Origin of the sequence: Pseudoalteromonas sp. S3776 (assembly GCF_005886915.1) — a bacterium.
Lineage (GTDB): Bacteria > Pseudomonadota > Gammaproteobacteria > Enterobacterales > Alteromonadaceae > Pseudoalteromonas.
This window is the reverse complement of sequence record NZ_PNCU01000007.1, coordinates 80,871-104,268: the sequence shown is the minus strand read 5'-3', so window position 1 is coordinate 104,268 and position 23,398 is coordinate 80,871. Positions and strand designations below refer to the sequence as shown.

Below are 23,398 nucleotides of genomic sequence, written 5' to 3'. Positions count from 1 at the left end.
GCTCCTAGTTTAAGTTACAGGCTTCAAGGCCTGATAAACGCATGCGAACATCAAGCTCTGGTAAAGGGCGAGGTGTAACCCCTTCAAGCCCTTTAGCAAAGGCGCGAATATGCGCAGGCGTGGTGCCACAGCACCCACCCACAATATTTATAAAGCCCGATTTACCCCAATCGATAATCTCGGCGGCCATGTCCTCTGCTTCTAGGTCGTACTCACCAAACTCATTTGGTAAACCCGCATTTGGGTGCACTGAGGTAAAGGTTTCGCATACGCGCGAAAGCTCTTCTACGTATTGGCGCAGTAAGTCGGGGCCAAGGGCGCAGTTAAGGCCAATTGAAATAGGTTTAATATGACGAATAGAGTTATAAAATGCCTCGGTTGTTTGCCCTGAAAGCGTACGGCCTGAGGCATCGGTAATGGTGCCCGAGATCATCACTGGTAATGTGCGCCCGGCTTGCTCAAACGCTTCTTCTACTGCAAATGAGGCTGCTTTTGCATTGAGGGTGTCGAAAATGGTTTCGATAAGTATTAAATCAGCACCGCCTTCCATTAATGCAAGAGTAGACTCAACATACGCAGTTACCAGCTTATCAAAGGTAATATTACGATAGCCTGGGTCGTTTACATCTGGCGAGATAGAGCAGGTTTTAGATGTTGGCCCTAACACACCGGCTACATAGCGTGGTTTTTTTGGGTTTTGGGCTGTGAACTCGTCACACATAGCGCGCGCAAGCTTGGCCGACTCTAGGTTTACCTCACGACTTATGCTGGCCATGTCGTAATCTTCCATCGAAATGGTGGTTGAGTTAAAGGTATTGGTTTCAATAATATCTGCACCGGCGGCTAAAAAGCTACGGTGTATATCGGTTATTAGCTCGGGTTTTGTAAGGCTTAATAAATCGTTATTGCCTTTAATTAGTACGTGCCAGTTTTTAAAACGCTCGCCTCGGTAGTCTTCTTCTTCAAGCTTGTGAGTTTGGATCATGGTACCCATTGCACCATCTAAAATTAAAATACGCTGTTTTAGCGCAGCGCTTAATTCGCTTTGCTTATTTTTGTTTGGCACGTTATTCGGCATAGTTGTTAGTCCTCACATCTTGGCTAACTAAATTAATATCATAAGGTGTAGTTTGGTACACGTAGTAGTTTAACCAGTTCGAAAACAGCAAAAAGGCATGGCTTTGCCACGTTTTTGAGGGCTTTTTACTTGCATCGTTATCTGGAAAATAGTTTTCGGGTTTTGGCGCATTAGGGCTTTTTTGTAAATCGCGCTCGTACTCTGCTTTTAGTGTGTCGGCATCGTATTCTGGGTGGCCGGTTATAAACACTTGGCTGCCCGACTTATTTTTCATTAAGTAAGCGCCTACTTTTTCAGAGCCTGCCAGCACGACTATATCGTCGCAGGCATTAATTTTATTTACATCTATGTGGCCATAACGTGAGTGCGGCACTAAAAAGGTATCGTCGAAGCCACGCGTAAGCGCCCCATGGTCAAAGTAACATTGGTGGGTAAACACGCCACAGAGTTTATCTTCTTTTAAATCACGCTTTAAATTGTAACGGTGGTATAACGCTGCATGCGCCGCCCAGCACGAAAACAACGTAGAGGTAACGTGCTGCTCTGCCCAATCAATAATCACTTTTAGCTCGTCCCAGTAGGCAACATCGTCGTATTCAAGGTGAGCTAGTGGCGCGCCGGTAACGATCAATGCATCGTAGTTATTGTCTTTTACCTCGGAGAAATAACGGTAAAAAGTATCTAGGTGCTCTTCAGAGTTGCTACTGCTGCGGTGCGTATCAAGGCGCAATAGCTCTACATTTACTTGCAAAGGAGAATTAGCAAGCAAACGAATAAACTGTACTTCGGTTTCTACTTTATTAGGCATTAAATTTAAAATAGCCAAACGCATTGGACGAATTTCTTGCGTTTTTGCACGACTTTTGGGCATTACAAACACGTTTTCTTCACGCAAACGGGCAATAGCCGGTAGCTCGTCTTTTACTGTGATTGGCATATTTTACTCCTACTCATAAAAACCGAGAATTTATACGCTCTCATTATGAACAGAATGCCAAAAATATCAACCTCTAGATGTATAGATGTCTAAATGAAATTTATTCATGATTTTATACTTTATCAACCTGCAGCCATTAGCGCTTTAAAACCCGCCATTCGTTGACTGTTTCACCCGTGAGCCACTACAATACAACATTGAAATTTTTATTATTATTTGAAGGCTTTCCTCCATGGTTTTACCTGATAAGTTTATTTTCTCGATGAGTCGAGTATCTAAAGTTGTGCCACCTAAGCGCACAATTTTAAAAGATATTTCGTTGCACTTTTTCCCTGGCGCTAAAATTGGCGTGCTAGGTTTAAATGGTGCTGGTAAATCTACATTACTTCGCATTATGGCCGGTGTTGATCAAGACTTTGAAGGTGAGGCGCGCCCTCAACCGGGCACTAAAATTGGTTACTTACCGCAAGAGCCAGTACTGGATGAAAGCAAAACAGTACGCGAAATAGTTGAAGAAGCCGTTGGCGAAGTTAAGCACGCCCTAAACCGCCTTGACGAAGTGTACAACGAGTACGCAATGGACGGCGCTGACTTTGACGCCCTAGCAAAAGAGCAAGGCGAGCTTGAAGCGATTATTCAAGCGCACGATGGTCACAACATCGATAACGTTTTAGAGCGCGCTGCCGATGCACTGCGTTTACCAGAGTGGGATGCTAAAATTGAGCACCTATCGGGTGGTGAGCGCCGCCGTGTTGCTATTTGTCGTTTATTACTTGAAAAGCCAGATATGCTTATTCTCGATGAGCCTACTAACCACTTAGATGCTGAGTCGGTTGCATGGCTTGAGCGCTTCTTACATGATTACGAAGGCACTGTTGTGGCAGTGACCCATGACCGTTACTTCCTTGATAATGTAGCTGGCTGGATATTAGAGCTTGACCGTGGTGAAGGTATTCCGTGGGAAGGTAACTACTCTTCTTGGCTTGAACAAAAAGATGCACGTTTACAGCAAGAGCAAAAGTCTGAAAAAGCACGTCAAAAATCAATTGCTCAAGAGCTTGAGTGGGTACGTTCAAACCCTAAAGGTCGTCAAGCTAAGTCTAAAGCACGTATGGCGCAGTTTAGCGAGCTACAGCAGTCTGATTACCAAAAGCGTAACGAAACTAACGAGCTATTTATTCCACCAGGCCCGCGTTTAGGCGACCAAGTGCTTGAAGTAAATAACTTACGTAAGAGCTTTGGCGATCGCGTATTAATCGACGATTTAAGCTTTAGTATGCCAAAAGGCGCGATTGTGGGCATTATTGGTGCCAATGGTGCGGGTAAATCAACCCTATTTAAAATGCTAAGTGGTGAAGAGCAGCCAGATAGCGGCAGCATCAGCGTAGGTGAAACTGTAGAGCTTGCAACAGTTGATCAGTTCCGTGGCAATATGGACGAAAGCAAAACTGTTTTCCAAGAAATATCTGACGGGCAAGATGTGCTAAAAATTGGTAACTTTGAGTTCCCAAGCCGTGCATACGTTAGCCGCTTTAACTTTAAAGGTAACGACCAGCAAAAGTTTGTAAAAGACTTATCGGGTGGTGAGCGTAACCGCCTACACCTTGCTAAGCTTTTAAAAGCGGGCGGTAACGTGGTACTACTGGATGAGCCAACCAATGACCTTGATGTTGAAACACTACGCGCGCTTGAAAACGCTATTTTAGAGTTCCCAGGCTGTGTCATGTGTATATCGCATGACCGTTGGTTCCTTGACCGTATTGCAACGCACATTTTAGATTACCGCGACGAAGGCCAAATTAACTTTTTCGATGGGAACTACACTGAATACGAAGAGTGGCTTAAAAAGACCTTAGGTGCAGAAGCTGCGCAACCTAAGCGTATAAAGTACAAAAAAATTGGTTAAGTGTTAACTGATACAACAAGCCCTGCATTTATGCGGGGCTTTTTTATGCCTTTTTTTATCGCTATGCGCTATTTCCCGCTATGCTTGTTTAAAATATTACAAAAAAGGCACTCGTTTTATGGAAAATCGTCGTCAGTTCTCGCGCATTCTTTTTTCAACTTCTGCACAGCTAGAATTTGCAGGGAGCACTTACCCATGTAAGTTGCTTGATGTATCGTTACACGGAGCGCTGATCACAAAATGTGACGCTTTTAATGGTAAAAAAGACAGCGACGCAACACTACGCTTTACTTTGCCACAAAGCGATATAGAAATAAGAATGGACGTTCTTATTTGCCATATTGAGCAAAAGCACGTTGGCCTTAAATGCCACCATATTGATATAAACAGCATTACCTATTTAAAACGATTGGTAGAGCTTAATTTAGCTGATGACAAACTACTTCACCGAGAACTTACTTCATTAATTGAAGACCCACAATAGACTGCTTTAGTTAAGTTTATTACCATAGCGCAAACTTTATTATTGATACAGTTATGCGCCTAAACCCTCATTTACCTTTGGTCTATCACAGTAATTACTCGTTTAGCTTTGACCCTAAGCACCGATTTGTAATGAGCAAGTTTGCTCATTTGTATGATCAGGTTAAAAGGTTGGGCATTGTGGGTGATAATTTAATTACACCTATTTTAGGTACACCCGAACCACTTGAATTGGTACACTGTGAAAACTACATTCACGATTTATGGCATAACCGCCTAGACGAAAAAGCCATGCGCCGCATTGGCCTACCTTGGTCGCAACCATTAATGAATCGTACATTCACCGCTCCCCAAGGCACGTTACAAACTGCACGCTTAGCATTAAAGCATGGCTTAGCCTGTCATTTAGCAGGCGGTACACACCATGCACACACTGATTTTGGCTCAGGTTTTTGCATGGTGAACGACTTAGCCTTTACCGCGCAAACATTAATACAAAGCGGTGAAGTGACCAACGTGCTCATTTTTGATTTAGACGTACACCAAGGCGATGGCACAGCGGCAATGCTTGCACATCAGCCGTATGCGTACACTTGCTCTATACATTGCGAAAAAAACTTCCCGTTTAGAAAATCCCCCAGCGATTTAGACATAGGCCTTGCTAACAATATGCAAGACGCAAAATACTTAGGCATTGTGGATGATACCCTGCAGTTTTTACTAAAAGAGCTCAACCCCGATTTAGTCCTATACGATGCCGGTGTAGATGTTTGGCAAGACGATGGCTTAGGTAAGCTAGATATAACGTGGGATGGGATTAAACAGCGTGATCATTTAGTATTCAAGCGCTGCCTTGAACATAATACCGCTATTGCCAGTGTTATTGGTGGCGGTTACGACAGAAACCATACACGTTTAGCGCAGCGCCATGCAATAGCGATTGAGCAGGCTGCTGGTTTTTAATGAAATGAAATAACTTAATTCACGTTCTTATTAAACTCACTATTAAAAAATAATAAGAACGAACCATGAGAAAACTAATTTCTGCAATTACACTGATTTTATTAAGCTTTATAAGCTCTGCACAGCAACTCGCTGATGATGACTCATTACCACTATTGCCTGCAATAACGTTAAACATGGCTGATGGTTCAACCATTCAAACGCACGATTTATTAGGCCAACCCTACGTTTTACATTTTTGGGCTACGTGGTGCCCATATTGTAAAAAGCTGCAACCAGCACTTGAAAAAATAAAACACAAAGGCTTAAAGGTCATTGCGGTAAGCTTTAAAGAAGACGATGATGCCAGCCCCGCCAAAGCAATAATTGATAGAGGCTATACATTTAAAACAGCTATTAAAGCCGATGCCATAGCAAAACAATTAGGAATAAGAGGCACACCCACTACCCTATTTATTAATAAAGCTGGGCGTGTAATTTATTTAACCAACACTTCAAACCCTGAAGACGAAAACCTACACGTATATGCCAGGACTTTATTACACGAAGTGAGCAACTAAGTGTATAAATTCATGTTAATAAATAGACTTACTTGCCCTAACAATAAATCACCAGCTTAGCGCACTTTATACTACACTTTTAGCTCATACATTAATTGAGATAATTATGCGCCTAATTCTTACTTTATTGATCGCTGCTATAAGCGGATACGCTTTTGCTGAGGAAGGGGCTGCAGAATTGCCACCACTCAACCCCAAATACAATGCTGAGCATGCAATAGCACTGGTGAATAAAGGCTCAGGAATTTATGCGTTTAATTTACCCGGTTATAAATTACCGCACGATGTACAAGTGGTGTATAGGATTAAAAACCCCGATGTGGCTTTTTTAGATGTTGTGCGCAACGCAGAGCTTATAACGCTAAAGCCCAAACCGTTTAATATTCAACGCTTAATGCGCGGCGAAGCAATAACCATTACCGCCGATGTGTACGAAGGCAATTACAAAAATGCAGGTAGCCTAATTTACACAGACCGAACAATAGAAATGAGTAAACAGCTGTATTCTCGCCAGTTAAAAGATTTAGCTAAAGCCAGCCCCTGGCAAGAATACGACATGATAGACCTAGGCGGCACTGAGCGTATTTATATACATAAAATTAGCCAAGCGCCAAGTTTTAACCACCTAATTTTTGTGGATTTGGTAAATGCCTGTATGCAAAAATTTAGAACCTCAACTCTCCTTCCTGGCCAGAATGAGTTAACGTATAAATTTATAAACTGCGGCACCCTTAAACCTTTGTTTTACGAAGCAGAAAGTTTAAAAAAATAGCTTAATAAGCATACTCAGCAATGATATTTAATCCCTTTAGCATGGCTTCCTCCGACTGCCCTGCAAATCCTAGACGCAAGTAACTAAAGTGTTTAGGTTTTAAGCTTCTATAAGAATCGCAAAAATAAAACTCTGCTTCTGTTTGCAAATAAATACTGTGCTTATGTAGGTGCTTTTTAATATTAGTCGTATCTACATTTAAGTTAACCCACATTGCCATCCCACCATCGGGCTTTTTATACTCAAGTGATAAACCTTTCGCCTGCAGTGCTTTTAACGACTTATCCATTGCTTCATATCGCTGTTTATAAAGCTTTGTCATACGTTTTAAATGACGCTCAAATGCACCTTCTTTCATAAAATGTGCTACCGCTAATTGCATTACCACATCGTTTTTATGATTCATGAGTTGCTTCCATGCACTTAATTGCTCAAGTACTGCAGGTGCAGCACATATGTAGCCTATACGAGCTGCCGAAAACATAATTTTAGAAAACGTAGAAAGATAAATCACTATACCCGCAGGGTCATCCGCTGCCATAGGTTGTAACGGGTGGCATTGATAGTGAAACTCATGGTCATAGTCATCCTCTATAATCATTACGCCATGTTGGTAACATAACTGATAAATTTGCATACGCCGTGTAGGCGATAAAGTAACGGTTGTCGGGTACTGATGCAGCGGTGTTAAGTACAACATTTTAATTGAGAAGCGACTAAATTGTGCTTTCAAATCATCAATACATAAGTCAAATTCATCTTGTTTTATATCTACTATTTGTGCGCCACATGCCGCAAAAGCTTTACGCGCTGGTGGATACCCTAACGTCTCAACCGCAACAAAGTCACCTTTACTTATAAAAGCTTTTGAGATTAAAAATAATGCCTCTTGAGAGCCGTTACATATCAGTAAGTCATTAACTTTAAGATTACGTGCTTTGTATAAATAACTACTTACTTGCTGCTTTAACTCGCTCGCCCCACTTATATCGCCATAATGAAATTTACTGGTATCTACATGATTAAATACATAACTTAAAGAACGTTTAAATTCTTTATATGGGAAACAATTAAGATCAGGGAGTCCACCTGCAAAGTTATATTTAAATTCATTTAAATTCATAGCAGGCGCGGGCACTGCTAACTTTTTGGTAAATTTGTAAGGTTTAGGGTCAACAACAGGTACTTGCTTAGTGTTAACACTGCTTTGAATTGGTAAGGTTTGTGTAACGCTATACCCGCTGCGCTCATTAGATTCCAACCACCCTTCAGCTACCAATAACTGTAAAGCATTCATTATTGTATGGCGGTTTAACTGATAAATTTTTGCCATTTCTCTGGCTGAGCTGAGCTTTGTGCCCACCGCTATGTCGCCTTTAATAATTGCGCTGCGAAAAGCTTGCGCTAACTGCAAATATTTTGCTTTGCGTTGCTCATTAAATTCAATATTTAGCGGCTGCATGTGTTCCCTTTAATCTGGTATAGGTAAAAGTTATATTCTGGTTGTTTTTACTATGCCAAATAAGCGTACATTTATTGCTCTTTAATAGCAAAAAATGGAGCCAGCAATGTTTACTCTGCAAACGCATAAAACAAACAAGGTTATTCTTGAGCCATTAAGCCATAAACACTTAAATGGGTTATATAAAGCGGGCCAGCACCCTATTGTGTGGCAATGGGTACTTATTAACTACACTAAAAGTCATGATATTTTAAAAGAGTGGTTTTTAACGCAAGCGCAATTTAATAAAAACGAACAAATTGTGTTTGCCATTATCGACAAAGGTACTCAGCAGGTAGTGGGTACAACACGATTATTTAAATTGGATAAATTCAATTTGAGTGCTGAAATTGGCCACACTTTTATAAGCAATGACTGGCAGCGAACTTACATAAATACACACGCTAAATATTTACTGCTTAAATACGCGTTTGATGAGCTTAATTTAGTGAGAATTACATTTAATACCCATGAAAAAAATCAAAAATCACGTAACGCAATTATTCGTTTAGGTGCCCACTTTGAAGGGCTCGCTTATAAAGATAGAAAGCTTAGTGATGGTAGCTATAGAAACACAGCAAAATTTAGCATAGTTGATGAGCAGTGGCCGGATGTAAAATCACAACTAGAAGAGAGGCTTTAATGTACCCACCGATGCATTTTCAAGAAAATGATATAAAACGCTTAAAGGCATTGGTTAGGCAATTTCCGCTAGCGAGTATTTTAATGCCCAACTCGCAAAGTGACTTAAATACTATATGCCAAGTACCTGTATTATATGAGCCCTCACGGAATATATTTATGGCTCACGTAGCAAAAAATAACCCACTGACGCATTGTGATGAACACTCTGTAAAATTACTTTTTAATGGTGACAATTGTTACCTATCGCCCTCTTATAGCAATAATAAAACACTGCCGAGCTGGCTTTACGCATCAGTGCAAATAACTGCAAAGGTAGTGATTATTAAAAGTGACATTGAGAAAGAAAAAATAATGAATCAACTAACAACCCACTTTGAGCAACCCTTCAAGCCCATGTGGAATATTAATGATATGCCTATACGCAGTCGCCAAGCAATGTACCAACAATTAAGTTTTATAGAGTTTACTCCCACTCATTGGAGTGGAAACTTTAAGCTAAGCCAAAATAAATCAGCAGAAATTAGAGCCCAAATAAAACAAAGCCTAGAACTTGCCAACAAGCACTCTATTGCCCAGCTATTTTAGGCATAAAAAAAGGCCCTTTCGAGCCTTTGGGTTAACTTTGGAAATGTAAAGTTTTAAAATTATATTAGCGTAAGCAGTTGTGGCGCTGCACTGTGGTAGTCAACGGCCATGGCTATACTGAGTGCTGTAATATTTATAATAGAAAAAGCAAACACTTGGCGTGCCCAGCTCGTTAAATTAATATTACGGCGATAGCCACGCAGTGCCATAAGTAACCACCAAAAGCTGGTAATACACGCCACGGCCATAAAGGCAGCGCCGGTGTAGCCACTTATTGGTAATAGCATGACAACTAAAGCGTACACAGCAATATAAAGTACAATATGGCGCTTCGCTTTATCAATACCTTGCGCTACGGGTAATACGGGGATACCTGCGGCTTGGTAATCTTTAAAGCGAAAAATAGCAATGGCATATGAGTGCGGCATTTGCCACAAGCTAAACATAACCAATAATAATAACGCGCCCATATCGAACTGCCCTGTTACAGCGCAGTAACCTACCACAGGAGGCACAGCGCCTGAAAGACTGCCTACAAATGTGCCATAAACAGAATTGCGTTTCATGTAAAGGCTATAAACCCCAACATAAATGACATAGCCAAACGCTGCAAAAAATACCGCGGCTTGTGTGGTGTAAGCAATGAGTAACCCAAAACCTACAAACCCCAACAAAACACCGTGACTCAGTGCAACAAAGGCCGACATTTCGCCTGTTACTGTCACCCGCGTACGCGTACGTGCCATGGCTACATCTATGTCTCTATCAATTACATTGTTGATAGCACAGCCCGATGCAACCACAAGTGACAAGCCAATAAGCGTAACAACCATTAACCATGGGTCTATATCTCCGCGCGAGGCGAGTAAAAAACCGCCTGCCACGCTAATAAGATTACCCATAATAATGCCCGGCTTAGTCACTGATAAATAACGACGAAACATCTTTAACTCCTAGTACATCATCATTGCGTTAGATTCGTAAATTATCCAAACCGATAACCCAACAACCATGACGATAATTAGGGCGCTGAATAAAAATGAGAAGGTACTTGCACGGCCATCTTCTGTCGTAAAATTAAGGTGTAAAAAGTACTTTAAATGCACCCAAATTTGTACAATAGCTAAAGTAACAATACTCCAGAGCGTCGTTACTTTAGAAAAGTCGCCTTCCATAACCATGTAAAACGGTATGGCGGTTAAAATTATTGATAGCACAAAGCCTATTAAGTACGTTTTAACGCTGCCATGAGATTCATCATGGTGCTCACTTTGCATTTGCTTTAACGCATGTGTTTCGCTGTGGCTCATTACATTGCTCCCATTAAATAAACAACGGTAAATACACAAATCCAAACAATGTCTAAGAAGTGCCAAAATAGGCTTAGACAGCTTAAACGCGTTAGGGTTGGTTTACCTAAACCACGTTTAGCCACTTCTATCATCATGATTGTCATCCAAATTAAACCCGCTGTTACATGTAAACCATGTAAGCCAACTAACGAGAAGAACGACGTTAAAAAGGCACTTTGTTGTGGGCCATTACCATGCACAATTAGGTGATGAAACTCGTATATTTCCATACCAATAAACGCAGCACCTAAACAAAAGGTGATAAACAACCAGGTGAGTGTGAGTGCCTTTTTTTGCCCTTGAGCAGCGATCATGGCAAAACCGAAGGTAATACTACTAATAAGTAGCGCCGCTGTTTCTACTGCAACAAAGTCAAGTTCAAAAATATCTTTACCTGATACACCACCGGCTGTGTTCATAAACAGCACGGCGTAAGTGGCAAAAAACGATGCAAACAATAGGCAATCGGTCATTAGGTATAACCAAAAGCCAAAAATTGTATCGCCAGAGGTATCGTGATGCTCATGTGTATGATCATCGTGCGATACAGAGTCTAAATTTGCAGATTCTAGATTTGCAGAAAGTGTACTCACGCGCTTAGCTCCTTATTTCCACTTGAATTATACGCAGCTTCAGTGCGTGCAATTTCATCTGGCTGTATGTAGTAATCAACATCATTGGTGTAACAACGCTTAATAAATATGGCAATTCCACCCACTAGCCCTACTACAGCTAACCACCAAATATGCCAGATCATGGCAAAACAAAATGCTGTTAGGCTGGCTGCCATCAACACACCTGCAGAGGTATTTTTAGGCATATGAATTGGGCTGTAACTTGCTTTTGTTTGATAAGCTTGGCCTTTTTCTTTCATGTCGGTCCAGGCATCAATATCGTCAATGTGTGGAATAGTGGCAAAGTTATACACTTGTGGAGGTGAGCTGGTTGCCCACTCAAGGGTATGTGCGTTCCATGGATCGCCTGTTGTATCGTCAAGTACTTCGCGGTCTCTAAAGCTAACAAATAACTGCACGGCTTGGAAAATAATACCAAACATAATAATGACAGCACCGCCTGCTGCAATGTATAACCATATGTTCCAATCTGGGTTATTAGTGTGGTTTAAGCGACGAGTCATACCTAAGAAACCAAGTACATACAGCGGCATAAATGCCACGAAGAAACCAACTATCCAACACCAAAAAGACGCTTTACCCCATTTTTCGCTAAGCTTAAAGCCCATTGCTTTAGGGAACCAAAACACAAAACCTGCAAGGTAGCCAAATACAGCGCCACCAATAATTGTGTTATGGAAATGCGCAATTAAGAATAAACTGTTATGCAACACGTAATCGGCACCCGGAATAGCCAGTAGTACGCCGGTCATACCGCCTACTGTAAAGGTAACCATAAAGCCTAATGTCCAAAGTACAGGAACGCTGATACGTAAACGGCCGCGGTAAATAGTAAACAACCAGTTGAATAACTTAACGCCAGTAGGGACTGCAATAACCATGGTCATTACCCCAAAGAACGCATTAACGTTTGCACTCGACCCCATGGTGAAAAAGTGGTGTAGCCAAACAATAAAACCTAAAATAGAGATTGCACCGCTGGCATATACCATCGATTTGTAACCAAATAAACGTTTACCGGCAAAGGTTGAGATAATTTCAGAAAAAATACCAAACGCAGGCAGTACTAAAATATAAACCTCAGGGTGACCCCACGCCCAAAACAGGTTGATGTACATCATGGCGTTGCCGCCCGCTGCATTAGTAAAAAAGTGAAAATCAAGGTAACGGTCAAGCGTTAGCATGCCCAGCACAGCAGTTAAAATAGGGAAAGAAGCTGCAATTAAGATATTTGCCCATGTACATGCCCATGTAAAAATTGGCATTTTCATTAGGGTCATACCTGGGGCACGCATTTTAAACACAGTAACTAAAAAGTTTACTGCCGTTAAAAGCGTACCGAGCCCGGATATTTGCAAGGCCCATATATAATAATCGACCCCTACCCCAGGGCTAAAGGTCAGCTCCGAAAGCGGCGGATATGCCACCCAACCTGTTTTTGCAAACTCACCAAATACAAGCGACAAGTTAATTAAAATGGCGCCGCTGGCGGTAAACCAAAAACTTAAATTATTTAGAAATGGGAATGCAACATCACGTGCACCAATTTGCAGTGGTAATACAATGTTCATTAGGCCAATCATAAATGGCATAGCCATGAATATGATCATGATAACGCCGTGCGCTGTAAATATTTGGTCGTAATGCTCAGGAGGCAAATAACCTGGCGCACCACTGGTAGCAAGTGCTAACTGCGCGCGCATCATAATGGCATCAGAAAAACCACGAAATAGCATTATTAATGCTAAAAAGATGTACATTACGCCTAAGCGTTTATGATCAACAGAGGTGATCCAGTCGTGCCAAAGCACGCCCCACTTTTTATATTTAGTAATAAGCCCGGCAATAATAAGCCCGGCAATCGCTATCACCGTCATGGTAACCATTATAATTGGCTCATGAAACGGAATTGCGTCGAGTGAAAGTTTACCTAAAAACGACATTATTATTCCTCGCCCTGGCTGTGAGATGAAGGCATTGCGTGTTCATTCATTTCATGGTGCTTTTTGCTCATTTGCCCATGCTCGCTCATCGCTTGATGTTTTTTATTCATATCGCCATGTGCCTGCATATACTTCATAACAATGGTATGAAATAAGCCGTCATCAACCTTGCCATAATAAGCAACAGGGTTGTTTTCACTGGCTTTTGCAAGCTCCACATAATTAGCATGAGTGAGGTTATTAGCATTGGCTTTAACGCTTGTTACCCACTTGTCAAAATCGGCTTGTGTTGGAGTGGCAATGGCATTGAATTTCATACCGGTAAAACCTGCGCCACTGTAATTAGCTGAAAAGCCTTTAAATGTGCCCGGCTCATTAGCAATTAAGTGAAGCTTGGTTTCCATGCCAGCCATAGAATAAATTTGACTACCTAGCTGAGGAATAAAAAACGAGTTCATTGTGCTTTGTGAAGTGATTTTGTATTCAACAGGTACATTAGCCGGAAATACCAATTCATTTACCGTTGCAATACCTTGCTCTGGGTAAATAAATAGCCACTTCCAGTTTAATGAAACCACCTCTACAGTGAGGTGCTCGCCTTTACCTTCAATAGGTTTATAGGGGTCTAAGTCTTGGGTAGACTGCCAAGTAATAACACCTAAAATAATAACGATAACAATAGGAACAGCCCAAACAACGGCTTCAATCTTATTTGAATGAGCCCATTTTGGTGCATAAATTTCATGATCTTGTGTGTCTCGGTATTTCCATGCGAAATACAAAGTCATCACAATAACGGGGATTACTACGAGCAGCATAAGGACAGTAGCAATGATGATTAAGTTTTTCTCATCAATACCTATTTGGCCTTTTGGATCGAGTATCCCGCCTTTACAGCCTGACAGCGCCAGCACCGTACTAGCTAAAGCAATATTACAAAGGTTACGAATTAACAAGGGAGTATCCTACAAACCTAGAGTTTCAATTTGCTGCTTTGAATAAAAATAAAGCAACGATTTTTCTATAAAAACCCAAGTTAACTAGCACTAAATTATAAAAATAAAGGGGACTGAAACCGCTGCAAGTGGATGCAAAAAAAACCTAGCAACAAACCCAGCTTCTAAACGCATTTATATAACGTAATAAAAGTTAACTTGGGTGAGTGTTGGTTGGCTGACGTGTTTAAAACACGCGGCTACATTGCTAATGCAAACTTTAATTATTTACAGCAAGAAAAAATAATTAAAACCAGCAACAAGTGAAGCCTTACAGACAACCTGTAAAGCTAGGTGGAGCACGACAACCATGTGCAGCGGACACAGGTTGATGTACTTTTGCCTCGCGAAAAGCGAAAGCGGCTTTACGAAGGATTATTCCAGCACGACGCGCCGGAAAAATGTGGAACAATAACCAGCAAAGGCCAATGAGTAACTGACTAGATATGATCGGATGAGCTAAAAATTGCGTGATGTGCAGCAAAACAGGCTCAACAATAGAGCCATTGCTAAACAGCGCTTCAAGCTGAAAGGCATCCTCTAATGCACCACTTAGCAGCATTACCGTATTAAACACTAATAATGTTATAGCGACACACACACCCTTGCCTGCTTTATTCAAGCGCTCACACGTTTGCGGATTGCTAGAAGCAAAAGCCGTATTTGTATGATGCAAAGAAAGTGTGTTCAAAGACATAACCTACTAAATGACTAATAACAAAATTAGAGTAATAAAGCGCGCAATGGAAAAATTAAAAAACATTGCTGCTGTAAGCCCTAAAACAAGGTGCTAAATACAATCAAACCCGGCTAGCATACATTTACCTAGTGAGAATTGATCCGCATCAATCAAACTTTCAAAACTTACTGAAAGTTCGATGCTGAGTATAACAAAGACAGTTTTCGGTTCAACAAAAAATATAAAGTTTTGCGTTAAGCTTTCGCAGCTATTTTGTTAATAAAAAATAACATAATAAAAATAAAGACTTAGTTTATATTTAGTAAGCTTAAGGAGGAGAGATAAGGAGAATTAATGAAGTTAAAAATAAAGCCGCATAAACAAAAACAGCCCAAATTCAGTCACCACCGAACTTGAGCCGCTTTTCACACTGACAACATCTTCACACACAATATAAAGATTCTTGGTTTACACTGCGTGGCAATTGTAGGGAATAAAAACAACTCAAAACCGGTCACCACCGACCTTGAGTTGCCTTTCACACTGACAACATCTTCACACACAATATAAAGATTCTTTTAAGCGAGGCTAACTTCATGCCTCTAGCTTATGACGAGAGCCTTACTCCGTGTCTATGGTTAAACTTTAGAGTGTTAGCTCCAATTTGACAAACGAGAAAAATAAACCTAATAGGTGAAAAAAACTAAACTATAGACCTTGGTCTAATACATTTAGCTTGTGTTTATTTAAAACAGAATCTGGGCACTAAATATACAGATACAAAAAAAGCGCCATAAGGCGCTTTTTGTCATTAAGCTACTGCTTAAATAATTTGGTTTTCTTTCCAGGCTTGCTCTTTAGCCATACGCTTTTTACGCTTATCACAAGGATCGTCACAATCACAGGCTTTATCAATACCTACCGAGCCTAATCCACCACAACTACTTGCCATAGATTTTCTTTGCACGATCATACCAACAGCCATAGCTATCACGATTAAAATTAATAAACCAAATGTAAGAAGAAAAAGTGACATTGCTTAGCCCCTATTGATCAGCAATAAATTATGCTCAAACATTGTTGAGCGACCGCTAAATTATACACCCAAAACCCACATAGATGCGAGAGAAGTCTATCTCAAAAAATCGAGTGAAATATGCGTTTAGCACTAATAAAGTGTTAGCTAAACGCCATTATATTATAAATAAGGTTTAAATGCAGTGCTCGCGTAAGTCACAATGCCTTTGTCTGATTTAGCCATTAAGTACACTGGTAAATCGTGCTCTTCAGCATATGCTTTAGCATCATCCATTCCCATAACCGTTAATGCCGTTGCTAAGCCATCTGCAGTCATTGCACTTGGGTGCAATACAGTAACCGACACTAAGTCATGTTTAATCGGCATGCCCGTTACAGGGTCTATTAAATGGGTGTAGGTTTCGCCATCCATTTTATAAAAAATACGGTAGTCACCTGATGTTGCAATGCCATTCGTACCGGGCGTTAATACACGGTGAACTTTTCGCTCGCCTGGTGGCGCATCTGGCTGCTCTATCGCGATTTTCCAGTCTTGGTTATTTGGCTTTTCACCGCCAATGCGCAGCTCCCCACCTATTTCTACCATGTAGTTACTAATATTTTGACTTTCAAGTAATTGCGCTACTTTATCAATGCTATACCCTTTCGCTGTGGCCGAAAACGACAGCTCTAAACCATCAACTATTTTAGCAAGGCCCTGCTCAGTAAGGTTGAGTTTATCTACACCAATTTTTTCAATCATTGCAGCAAGTGCTTCATCACTTGGGCGCTTAGTTGGTTTTTTATCAGGCCCAAAGCCCCATAAATCTATTAACGGGCCCATCGTTACATCAAGCGTTTTGGTCGACTTACCTATACGAATCGACTCACTCACCACAGCCCTAAAGTCTTCACTAATTGGCATAACCTGATTGGCGGGTAGTTTATTAAATGTGTTAATTTCAGAGTCTGGAATATACGTAGACATAGACTGATTTACTGCTTTTAGCTCATCATCTATTTGCTGCTGTAACTTAGTGGCATCAATGTTTTCATCGTCGGCAAAGTATTTAATATGATAGGTGGTGCCCATCGTTTTGCCTTCTAAAAATACCTCTTGAGGTGTTTTATCAACCCCACAGCCAGAGATAAATAGTATTATAGTTAATAAAAAAATACTGATAACGCCTTGAGAACTGCTTACTCTGTTCATTAAATTAGCCCATGCAAAATAAAATAAAAAAGCCCCGTAGCACACAGTGCGACGAGGCCTGTATTTTAACCAAAACTAAGTTGTTTTGATATGGGTGTTAGCCACCGAAGTCATCTAGTAAGATGTTTTCGTCTTCTACACCTAGGTCTTTAAGCATGCCGATAACAGCCGCGTTCATCATTGGAGGACCACACATGTAGAACTCACAATCTTCTGGCGCTTCATGATCTTTCAAGTAGTTTTCATAAAGTACGTTATGGATAAAGCCTGTGTAACCTTCCCAGTTATCTTCTGGTTGTGGATCAGACAATGCGGTATGCCATACAAAGTTATCGTTTTCAGCTGCTAAGCCGTCGAAATCTTCAACATAGAACATTTCACGCTCAGAACGCGCACCGTACCAGAAACTAATCTTACGCTTAGAATTTAAACGCTTAAGTTGGTCAAAGATATGTGAACGCATTGGTGCCATACCTGCACCACCACCTACGAATACCATTTCAGCGTCAGTGTCTTTAGCGAAGAACTCACCAAATGGGCCTGAAATAGTAACCTTGTCGCCTTTTTTAAGTGACCAAATGTACGATGACATTTTACCACATGGTAGGCTTAGATTTCTTGGCGGCGGCGTAGCAATACGCACGTTAAGCATGATAATGCCTTCTTCTTCTGGGTAGTTAGCCATTGAGTATGCACGAATAGTTTCGTCGTCTACTTTTGACTCCAGGTCGAAGAAACCAAAGTGATTCCAGTCGCCACGATACTCTTCAGGAATATCGAAATCTGCGTATTTAACATGGTGAGCAGGCGCTTCGATTTGGATGTAACCACCCGCACGGAAAGGCACTGATTCGCCATCTGGAATTTGTAGCTTAAGCTCTTTAATGAACGTTGCTTTGTTATCGTTAGAGATAACTTCACAATCCCATTTTTTAACACCGAAAATTGACTCTTCAAGTTCAATTTCCATGTCGTTTTTAACATTTACCTGACACGCTAAACGACAGCCTTCACGGGCTTCACCTTTAGAAATGTGATCAAGTTCTGTTGGTAAGATATCGCCACCACCTTCTTTAATGTGTACACGACACTGACCACAAGAGCCACCGCCACCACATGCAGATGATACGAAAATACCTGATTCAGATAGCGCGCCTAAAAGCTTGCTACCTGCTGATGTTTTAATGGCTTTATCTGGATCGCCATTAATACCGATGATGATGTCACCGCTTGCAACTAACTTAGATTTAGCACCAATGATAACTAAAACTAGTAGTACAACGATAGCGATGAAAACACCAACGCCTAAGAAAATCTCATAACTCATGATTTATCCTCGCTACCTTTACAGTGAAATACCAGAGAATGACATAAAGCCAAGACCCATTAAACCAACAGTGATGAAGGTAATACCTAAACCACGTAGGCCATCTGGCACGTCTGAATATTTCATTTTCTCACGGATACCTGCAAGCAATGTAATTGCAAGCGCCCAACCAACACCAGCGCCAACACCATAAACAACAGACTCACCGAAGTTATAGTTACGCTCAACCATGAATGATACCGCACCAAAAATTGCACAGTTAACTGTGATTAGTGGTAAGAAGATACCTAATGCGTTGTAAAGTGCAGGGAAAAACTTATCTAATGCCATTTCCAAAATTTGCACTAGTGCTGCAATAACACCAATGAAAGTTAAGAAACGTAAAAAGCTAAGGTCTGCTTCAGGGTAACCAAGCCACTCTAATGCACCTGGTGCAAGTACGGCATGGTAAACCAAGTTATTTACTGGTACAGAGATACCTAGTACAACAATAACGGCTACACCTAGGCCAATTGATGTAGTTACTTTTTTAGATACAGCTAAGAAAGTACACATACCTAGGAAGAAAGCTAAAGCTAAGTTTTCAATAAAAACCGCTTTTACAAATAAACTAATATAATGTTCCACTGCTTGCCCCTTACGCTTTAGCTTCTACTTGGTCTTTCTTATAAGTACGAAGTACCCATATGAATAAACCAATGATGAAGAATGCACTCGGTGGTAAAATCAATAGACCCATAGGTTGATACCAACCACCATCTTGTACTAATGGGATAATATCAACACCGAATAGTGTTCCCTTACCAAATAGCTCACGAATGAAACCAACAGTAAGTAATACCACTGAGTAGCCTAGACCATTACCAATGCCATCTAAAAATGACATAAGTGGTGGCGACTTCATTGCGTACGCTTCAGCACGACCCATAACAATACAGTTAGTAATAATTAGGCCAACGAATACAGAAAGCTCTTTTGCCGTAGCGTAAGAGAATGCTTGTAATACTTGGTCTACAACAATTACTAGTGAAGCAATGATCGTCATCTGTACGATAATACGTACTGATGAAGGTATGTGGTTACGAATGCTTGAAATGAACAAGCTAGAAAACGCCGTTACTAATGTCAATGCAATTGACATGATTAAGGCATTTTTTAAGCTAGACGTTACCGCCAGAGCAGAACAAATACCAAGTACTTGTAATGCGATTGGGTTGTTAGCTAAAACCGGACCAAATAGGACCGATTTCATTTCTTTAGTATCAGCCATTATTTCAACGCTCCTTCACGTACCTTCGCAAGGAAAGGACCAAAGCCGTTTTCACCAGTCCAAAAGTCAACTGTGTGATCAACACCATTAGAAGTTAGTGTAGCACCTGATAAACCATCAATTTGATGTTCGTTGCTAGCACCGCTTTTCATAATGTTAATAGGTAACTCTTTACCTTGCCATTTAGCTGTCCATTGTGGGTTTTGAATTTCGCCACCCAGGCCTGGTGTTTCGCTATGCTTGTAGAAGTTGATGTTTTTAACTGTTTCGCCATCGCTTTCAAGCGCTAAGAAACCGTACATAACACCCCAAAGGCCGTAACCTTGGATAGGTAAAATGATTGCATCTGTAGAGCCATCTTCTTTTTTAGAGATGTAAACAGGTGAGTTTTTAGTCATACGCTGAATACCAGCGATGTCCTTAATCCCTTCTGCTTTAAGTGCAAAACTTCTTTGTTGATCGAATTTCGTTTTTTCGAAATCAAATGAGTTAGGATCAGCACCTTCAACAAACTCGCCAGTGTCCATATCCACAACACGTGCTTCGATTTTGCCATCGAATGTGTCAGATACAGAACTTGCAATTTCAATATCAGCTGCTGCTAAGATATTACGTTGAATATCTTGAGTTTTATTAGCTTGCTGTAAAGGACGAAGCTGTACAGAAGCAAACGATACAATAATTGCACACACTAAACATAGTGCAACAACAACCGTTAACGTTTTGCCGATTGATTCGTTATTACTAGACATTACGTGCCAACCTCCGCTTGATATTAGCTTGCACTACAAAGTGATCGAACAGTGGAGCAAATAAGTTAGCAAATAAAATTGCTAGCATCATGCCTTCTGGGAAAGCAGGGTTTACTACACGGATCATAACTACCATAAAGCCAATAAGCGCGCCGTATGCGAACTTACCTTTATCGGTAAATGCAGCTGATACAGGGTCAGTAGCCATAAAGAACATACCAAATGCAAAACCACCCAGTACTAAATGCCAATGCCAAGGCATTGCAAATACAGGGTTGCTCTCAGAGCCAATTGCATTTAATAAGAATGCAGTTGCCACCATACCTAGGAATACACCTAGTACAATGCGCCAAGAAGCGATGCGAACGTAAATTAAGAATAAGCCACCAATAAGCACAGCAAGGGTAGATGTTTCACCTACAGAACCTTGAATGAAACCGTAAAACGCATTCCACCATAGCTCCATGTTGCTGTAATCAAGAGTGCCTACAAACGCTTGACCTAGCATAGTTGCACCAGAGAACGAGTCTACTGCAGTCCATACTGTGTCGCCTGAAATTTGTGCAGGGTATGCGAAGAATAAAAACGCACGGCCCGCTAATGCAGGGTTTAAGAAGTTACGCCCTGTACCACCAAAGATTTCTTTAGCAATAACTACACCAAACGTAATACCTAACGCCACTTGCCATAAAGGAATTGTCGCAGGCAAAATAAGTGCAAATAACACAGAGGTTACGAAGAAACCTTCGTTAACTTCATGCTTACGCACAGAAGCGAATAGTACTTCCCAAAAACCACCGACTGCAAACGTAACGGCGTATATTGGTAAGAAGAAACATGCTCCGTAGAACATTTTAGCGCCCCAGCCCGACTCAGCAGTTAATTCACCACCAAATAACTGGAACACACCAACCTGCCAAGAATTTGCTAGTTCAAAACCTTGTGCTAAAGCACCTGCGGCCTGATGACCGATGTTGAACATACCAAAAAACATAGCTGGGAACGTCGCCATCCACACTAAAATCATCATACGTTTTAGGTCGATATTATCGCGAACGTGAGTTGCGCCTTTATTTACATAACCTGGCGTATAAAAAATAGTCGCGGCTGCTTCATACAGGGCGTACCATTTTTCGTGTTTACCACCTGGTTCAAAATGCGGCTCAATGTCTTCTAAAAATTTCTTTAAACCCATCTCTTAGCCTTCCTTCTCGATCGTTGTTAAGCAATCGCGTAGGATAGAACCATACTCGTATTTGCCCGGACAAACGAAGGTACATAACGCTAAATCTTCTTCATCAAGTTCAAGCGCGCCTAATGAAATTGCACTGTCTAAATCACGTGCGATTAAGTCACGTAATAATAGTGTTGGCAAAATATCTAACGGCATTACGCGCTCGTAGCTACCAATTGGAACCATGGCACGTTTTGAACCACCTGTAGACGTTGTCATTTTAAATAAACGACTCGGTGCAAAGTGAGAAAGGAATGTACGCGTTACAGAGAATTTATTACTACCTGGTGCAATCCAACCAAACAGCTCTTTTTCGCGACCTTCAAGTAAAACTGACACCTGAACGTGGTAGCGACCCAAGAATGCATGAGGACCTGAAGAAATAGCGCCAGATAAAACAGAACCAGAAATTACACGGTTATCACCGTCTTCTAATTCGCCTGCCACTAAATCATCTAATGAAGCACCTAGTTGTGTTTTCACTAAACGAGGATTTTTAACGCGAGGGCCTGCAAGTGAAATTACACGGTCAGTGTTGATTTCACCAGTAAGGAATAAGTGACCATAGGCGATAACGTCTTGGTAACCAATATGCCAAACTTGTTTATTCACAGATACTGCGTCAAGGTGATGAATATGAGTACCAACTAAGCCTGCTGGATGCACGCCACCGAACTCATGTACTTCTACTTGAGCGATAGACGAGCTAGGAACTTGACTGCCAGCTTGCTTACATACAAATACTTTGCCATCGGTCAAACGCGAAACAACAGCAAGACCCGCTTCAAATGCAGCTGCATTTTCGGCAATAATTACTGCAGGGTCTGCAGCAAGAGGGTTTGTGTCGATAGCGGTTACAAAGATAGAGCTAGGATTTGCATCCAACGCAGCTACTTTGCTAAATGGGCGAGCACGAAGTGCTGTCCATTGACCTGACTGAACAAGTACTTCTTTGGCTTTTTCACGCGATAAGCTTGCAAGCTCATCTGCATTGAAAGAGTCAAAGGTGATTTGCTCACTGCCGTTTACTTCAATAACAACAGATTGCAGCACACGTTTAGCACCACGATTAATTTCTTTTACTGTACCAGAAGCTGGTGCAGTAAATAGGACGCCTGGGTTCTTTTTGTCTTCAAAAAGTACCTGGCCTTTTTTGACTTGGTCATCCACACGAACATGCATGGTTGGACGCATACCGATAAACTCTTCACCTAGCACAGCTACACGTTTGATGGCAGAACCATCATGAATAACTTGCTGAGGCGCGCCCTCTATGGGTAAATCCAGACCTTTTTTTATGTTGATCATACGCACTTGCATTAATTAACGGAAAGAAACTGAAAAATCGTATCAACCACGTCGCCATTTGAGTTATCCAAGATATATCAAGGTACAAAAGAACAACTTGCTAGGAATATCAAACAAGCAACGCAGTAAAACTCCTCACATATTGCTCCGATTTTAACATCATTATGGACGACTATGCGAGTGTATTTATGAAAATTATACGACAGAAACGCTTATTTAGTTTTGTTAAGTGTTTTAAATAAA

24 protein-coding genes are annotated in these 23,398 nt (G+C 41.1%); 7 read left to right on the top strand and 17 right to left on the bottom strand.

The genetic code is table 11. The features are described from left to right. Positions 1 to 4: 4 nt before the first annotated feature. Both CWC16_RS04310 and metA read right to left on the bottom strand, forming a co-directional pair. The gene (locus CWC16_RS04310; RefSeq protein ID WP_138540634.1) at positions 5 to 1,078 is read right to left on the bottom strand and encodes a homocysteine S-methyltransferase family protein; all 1,074 of its coding nucleotides are present in this window, start codon (positions 1,076 to 1,078) and stop codon (positions 5 to 7) included. Then, positions 1,068 to 2,015, bottom strand: a complete 948-nt coding sequence (metA, locus tag CWC16_RS04305) for a homoserine O-acetyltransferase MetA (protein ID WP_138540633.1) — start codon at positions 2,013 to 2,015, stop codon at positions 1,068 to 1,070. The genes CWC16_RS04310 and metA overlap by 11 nt, the downstream gene beginning before the upstream one ends. A gap of 232 nt (positions 2,016 to 2,247) precedes the next feature. On the opposite strand from metA, the gene ettA reads away from it, so the two are divergent. The 5 genes from ettA to CWC16_RS04280 all read left to right on the top strand — a co-directional run bounded on the left by ettA (position 2,248) and on the right by CWC16_RS04280 (position 6,699). Beyond that, positions 2,248 to 3,921 carry an energy-dependent translational throttle protein EttA gene (gene ettA / locus CWC16_RS04300; protein ID WP_055016856.1) on the top strand — a complete coding sequence of 558 codons (1,674 nt, stop codon included), beginning with the start codon at positions 2,248 to 2,250 and terminating at the stop codon, positions 3,919 to 3,921. Positions 3,922 to 4,039: 118 nt separating this feature from the next. After that, positions 4,040 to 4,405: a PilZ domain-containing protein gene (locus CWC16_RS04295; RefSeq protein WP_055016855.1), complete on the top strand. Its 366-nt coding sequence runs from the start codon at positions 4,040 to 4,042 to the stop codon at positions 4,403 to 4,405. 53 nt (positions 4,406 to 4,458) lie between these two features. Continuing rightward, on the top strand, positions 4,459 to 5,367 hold the full coding sequence (locus CWC16_RS04290; protein WP_138540632.1) for a histone deacetylase family protein: 909 nt from the start codon (positions 4,459 to 4,461) through the stop codon (positions 5,365 to 5,367). A 65-nt stretch (positions 5,368 to 5,432) separates the two neighbouring features. Beyond that, positions 5,433 to 5,927 (top strand): TlpA family protein disulfide reductase, encoded by a 495-nt coding sequence (locus tag CWC16_RS04285; RefSeq protein WP_138540631.1) that lies wholly within the window; start codon positions 5,433 to 5,435, stop codon positions 5,925 to 5,927. A gap of 106 nt (positions 5,928 to 6,033) precedes the next feature. Next, entirely contained in the window at positions 6,034 to 6,699 is a 666-nt protein-coding gene (locus tag CWC16_RS04280; RefSeq protein WP_138540630.1) for a hypothetical protein, read from the top strand. Position 6,700: 1 nt separating this feature from the next. Here CWC16_RS04280 and pdxR read toward each other — a convergent pair whose 3' ends face one another. After that, the gene (gene pdxR / locus CWC16_RS04275) at positions 6,701 to 8,161 is read right to left on the bottom strand and encodes a MocR-like pyridoxine biosynthesis transcription factor PdxR (protein WP_138540629.1); all 1,461 of its coding nucleotides are present in this window, start codon (positions 8,159 to 8,161) and stop codon (positions 6,701 to 6,703) included. 106 nt (positions 8,162 to 8,267) lie between these two features. Between pdxR and CWC16_RS04270 the strand changes: the two genes are divergently transcribed. Together CWC16_RS04270 and CWC16_RS04265 are read left to right on the top strand one after the other, a co-directional pair. After that, complete coding sequence (locus CWC16_RS04270) at positions 8,268 to 8,843, top strand: GNAT family N-acetyltransferase (RefSeq protein ID WP_138540628.1); 576 nt, start codon at positions 8,268 to 8,270, stop codon at positions 8,841 to 8,843. Continuing rightward, complete coding sequence (locus CWC16_RS04265; protein ID WP_138540627.1) at positions 8,843 to 9,430, top strand: FMN-binding negative transcriptional regulator; 588 nt, start codon at positions 8,843 to 8,845, stop codon at positions 9,428 to 9,430. The genes CWC16_RS04270 and CWC16_RS04265 overlap by 1 nt, the downstream gene beginning before the upstream one ends. 59 nt (positions 9,431 to 9,489) lie before the next feature. Here CWC16_RS04265 and cyoE read toward each other — a convergent pair whose 3' ends face one another. The 14 genes from cyoE to CWC16_RS04195 form a co-directional block, all read right to left on the bottom strand. After that, positions 9,490 to 10,374: a heme o synthase gene (cyoE, locus tag CWC16_RS04260; RefSeq protein WP_138540626.1), complete on the bottom strand. Its 885-nt coding sequence runs from the start codon at positions 10,372 to 10,374 to the stop codon at positions 9,490 to 9,492. A gap of 9 nt (positions 10,375 to 10,383) precedes the next feature. Next, positions 10,384 to 10,740, bottom strand: a complete 357-nt coding sequence (cyoD, locus tag CWC16_RS04255; protein ID WP_138540625.1) for a cytochrome o ubiquinol oxidase subunit IV — start codon at positions 10,738 to 10,740, stop codon at positions 10,384 to 10,386. Next, positions 10,740 to 11,375: a cytochrome o ubiquinol oxidase subunit III gene (gene cyoC, locus CWC16_RS04250; protein ID WP_138540624.1), complete on the bottom strand. Its 636-nt coding sequence runs from the start codon at positions 11,373 to 11,375 to the stop codon at positions 10,740 to 10,742. Before cyoC ends, cyoD begins: the two co-directional genes overlap by 1 nt. Beyond that, complete coding sequence (gene cyoB / locus CWC16_RS04245) at positions 11,372 to 13,360, bottom strand: cytochrome o ubiquinol oxidase subunit I (protein WP_138540623.1); 1,989 nt, start codon at positions 13,358 to 13,360, stop codon at positions 11,372 to 11,374. Before cyoB ends, cyoC begins: the two co-directional genes overlap by 4 nt. 2 nt (positions 13,361 to 13,362) lie before the next feature. After that, a complete protein-coding gene (cyoA, locus tag CWC16_RS04240; RefSeq protein ID WP_138540622.1) occupies positions 13,363 to 14,316 on the bottom strand; it encodes a ubiquinol oxidase subunit II in 954 nt (317 codons plus the stop codon). A 310-nt stretch (positions 14,317 to 14,626) separates the two neighbouring features. Then, positions 14,627 to 15,046 (bottom strand): hypothetical protein, encoded by a 420-nt coding sequence (locus tag CWC16_RS04235; protein ID WP_138540621.1) that lies wholly within the window; start codon positions 15,044 to 15,046, stop codon positions 14,627 to 14,629. Between the two features lie 811 nt (positions 15,047 to 15,857). Continuing rightward, on the bottom strand, positions 15,858 to 16,070 hold the full coding sequence (gene nqrM, locus CWC16_RS04230; RefSeq protein ID WP_004587136.1) for a (Na+)-NQR maturation NqrM: 213 nt from the start codon (positions 16,068 to 16,070) through the stop codon (positions 15,858 to 15,860). A gap of 162 nt (positions 16,071 to 16,232) precedes the next feature. After that, positions 16,233 to 17,264: an FAD:protein FMN transferase gene (locus CWC16_RS04225; protein WP_138540620.1), complete on the bottom strand. Its 1,032-nt coding sequence runs from the start codon at positions 17,262 to 17,264 to the stop codon at positions 16,233 to 16,235. A 97-nt stretch (positions 17,265 to 17,361) separates the two neighbouring features. Continuing rightward, on the bottom strand, positions 17,362 to 18,591 hold the full coding sequence (gene nqrF, locus CWC16_RS04220) for an NADH:ubiquinone reductase (Na(+)-transporting) subunit F (protein ID WP_055014971.1): 1,230 nt from the start codon (positions 18,589 to 18,591) through the stop codon (positions 17,362 to 17,364). A gap of 18 nt (positions 18,592 to 18,609) precedes the next feature. Beyond that, positions 18,610 to 19,218 (bottom strand): NADH:ubiquinone reductase (Na(+)-transporting) subunit E, encoded by a 609-nt coding sequence (gene nqrE / locus CWC16_RS04215; RefSeq protein WP_004587139.1) that lies wholly within the window; start codon positions 19,216 to 19,218, stop codon positions 18,610 to 18,612. A gap of 10 nt (positions 19,219 to 19,228) precedes the next feature. Next, complete coding sequence (locus CWC16_RS04210; protein ID WP_004587140.1) at positions 19,229 to 19,861, bottom strand: NADH:ubiquinone reductase (Na(+)-transporting) subunit D; 633 nt, start codon at positions 19,859 to 19,861, stop codon at positions 19,229 to 19,231. Then, a complete protein-coding gene (locus CWC16_RS04205) occupies positions 19,861 to 20,613 on the bottom strand; it encodes a Na(+)-translocating NADH-quinone reductase subunit C (protein ID WP_055014970.1) in 753 nt (250 codons plus the stop codon). The genes CWC16_RS04210 and CWC16_RS04205 overlap by 1 nt, the downstream gene beginning before the upstream one ends. Continuing rightward, the gene (locus CWC16_RS04200; protein WP_055014969.1) at positions 20,606 to 21,808 is read right to left on the bottom strand and encodes an NADH:ubiquinone reductase (Na(+)-transporting) subunit B; all 1,203 of its coding nucleotides are present in this window, start codon (positions 21,806 to 21,808) and stop codon (positions 20,606 to 20,608) included. The genes CWC16_RS04205 and CWC16_RS04200 overlap by 8 nt, the downstream gene beginning before the upstream one ends. Before the next feature lie 3 nt (positions 21,809 to 21,811). Next, the gene (locus tag CWC16_RS04195; RefSeq protein ID WP_138540619.1) at positions 21,812 to 23,155 is read right to left on the bottom strand and encodes a Na(+)-translocating NADH-quinone reductase subunit A; all 1,344 of its coding nucleotides are present in this window, start codon (positions 23,153 to 23,155) and stop codon (positions 21,812 to 21,814) included. Positions 23,156 to 23,398 lie beyond the last annotated feature (243 nt).

Coding starts and splice junctions, on each gene's coding strand:
- CWC16_RS04210 (WP_004587140.1), bottom strand. CDS start 19,861: ATGGCTGATACTAAAGAAATGAAATCGGTCCTATTTGGTCCGGTTTTA.
- cyoB (WP_138540623.1), bottom strand. CDS start 13,360: ATGTCGTTTTTAGGTAAACTTTCACTCGACGCAATTCCGTTTCATGAG.
- cyoD (WP_138540625.1), bottom strand. CDS start 10,740: ATGAGCCACAGCGAAACACATGCGTTAAAGCAAATGCAAAGTGAGCAC.
- CWC16_RS04280 (WP_138540630.1), top strand. CDS start 6,034: ATGCGCCTAATTCTTACTTTATTGATCGCTGCTATAAGCGGATACGCT.
- CWC16_RS04195 (WP_138540619.1), bottom strand. CDS start 23,155: ATGATCAACATAAAAAAAGGTCTGGATTTACCCATAGAGGGCGCGCCT.
- CWC16_RS04270 (WP_138540628.1), top strand. CDS start 8,268: ATGTTTACTCTGCAAACGCATAAAACAAACAAGGTTATTCTTGAGCCA.
- CWC16_RS04310 (WP_138540634.1), bottom strand. CDS start 1,078: ATGCCGAATAACGTGCCAAACAAAAATAAGCAAAGCGAATTAAGCGCT.
- CWC16_RS04295 (WP_055016855.1), top strand. CDS start 4,040: ATGGAAAATCGTCGTCAGTTCTCGCGCATTCTTTTTTCAACTTCTGCA.
- pdxR (WP_138540629.1), bottom strand. CDS start 8,161: ATGCAGCCGCTAAATATTGAATTTAATGAGCAACGCAAAGCAAAATAT.
- CWC16_RS04290 (WP_138540632.1), top strand. CDS start 4,459: ATGCGCCTAAACCCTCATTTACCTTTGGTCTATCACAGTAATTACTCG.
- cyoE (WP_138540626.1), bottom strand. CDS start 10,374: ATGTTTCGTCGTTATTTATCAGTGACTAAGCCGGGCATTATTATGGGT.
- CWC16_RS04225 (WP_138540620.1), bottom strand. CDS start 17,264: ATGAACAGAGTAAGCAGTTCTCAAGGCGTTATCAGTATTTTTTTATTA.
- CWC16_RS04205 (WP_055014970.1), bottom strand. CDS start 20,613: ATGTCTAGTAATAACGAATCAATCGGCAAAACGTTAACGGTTGTTGTT.
- ettA (WP_055016856.1), top strand. CDS start 2,248: ATGGTTTTACCTGATAAGTTTATTTTCTCGATGAGTCGAGTATCTAAA.
- CWC16_RS04285 (WP_138540631.1), top strand. CDS start 5,433: ATGAGAAAACTAATTTCTGCAATTACACTGATTTTATTAAGCTTTATA.
- nqrF (WP_055014971.1), bottom strand. CDS start 18,591: ATGAGTTATGAGATTTTCTTAGGCGTTGGTGTTTTCATCGCTATCGTT.
- metA (WP_138540633.1), bottom strand. CDS start 2,015: ATGCCAATCACAGTAAAAGACGAGCTACCGGCTATTGCCCGTTTGCGT.
- CWC16_RS04200 (WP_055014969.1), bottom strand. CDS start 21,808: ATGGGTTTAAAGAAATTTTTAGAAGACATTGAGCCGCATTTTGAACCA.
- CWC16_RS04265 (WP_138540627.1), top strand. CDS start 8,843: ATGTACCCACCGATGCATTTTCAAGAAAATGATATAAAACGCTTAAAG.
- nqrM (WP_004587136.1), bottom strand. CDS start 16,070: ATGTCACTTTTTCTTCTTACATTTGGTTTATTAATTTTAATCGTGATA.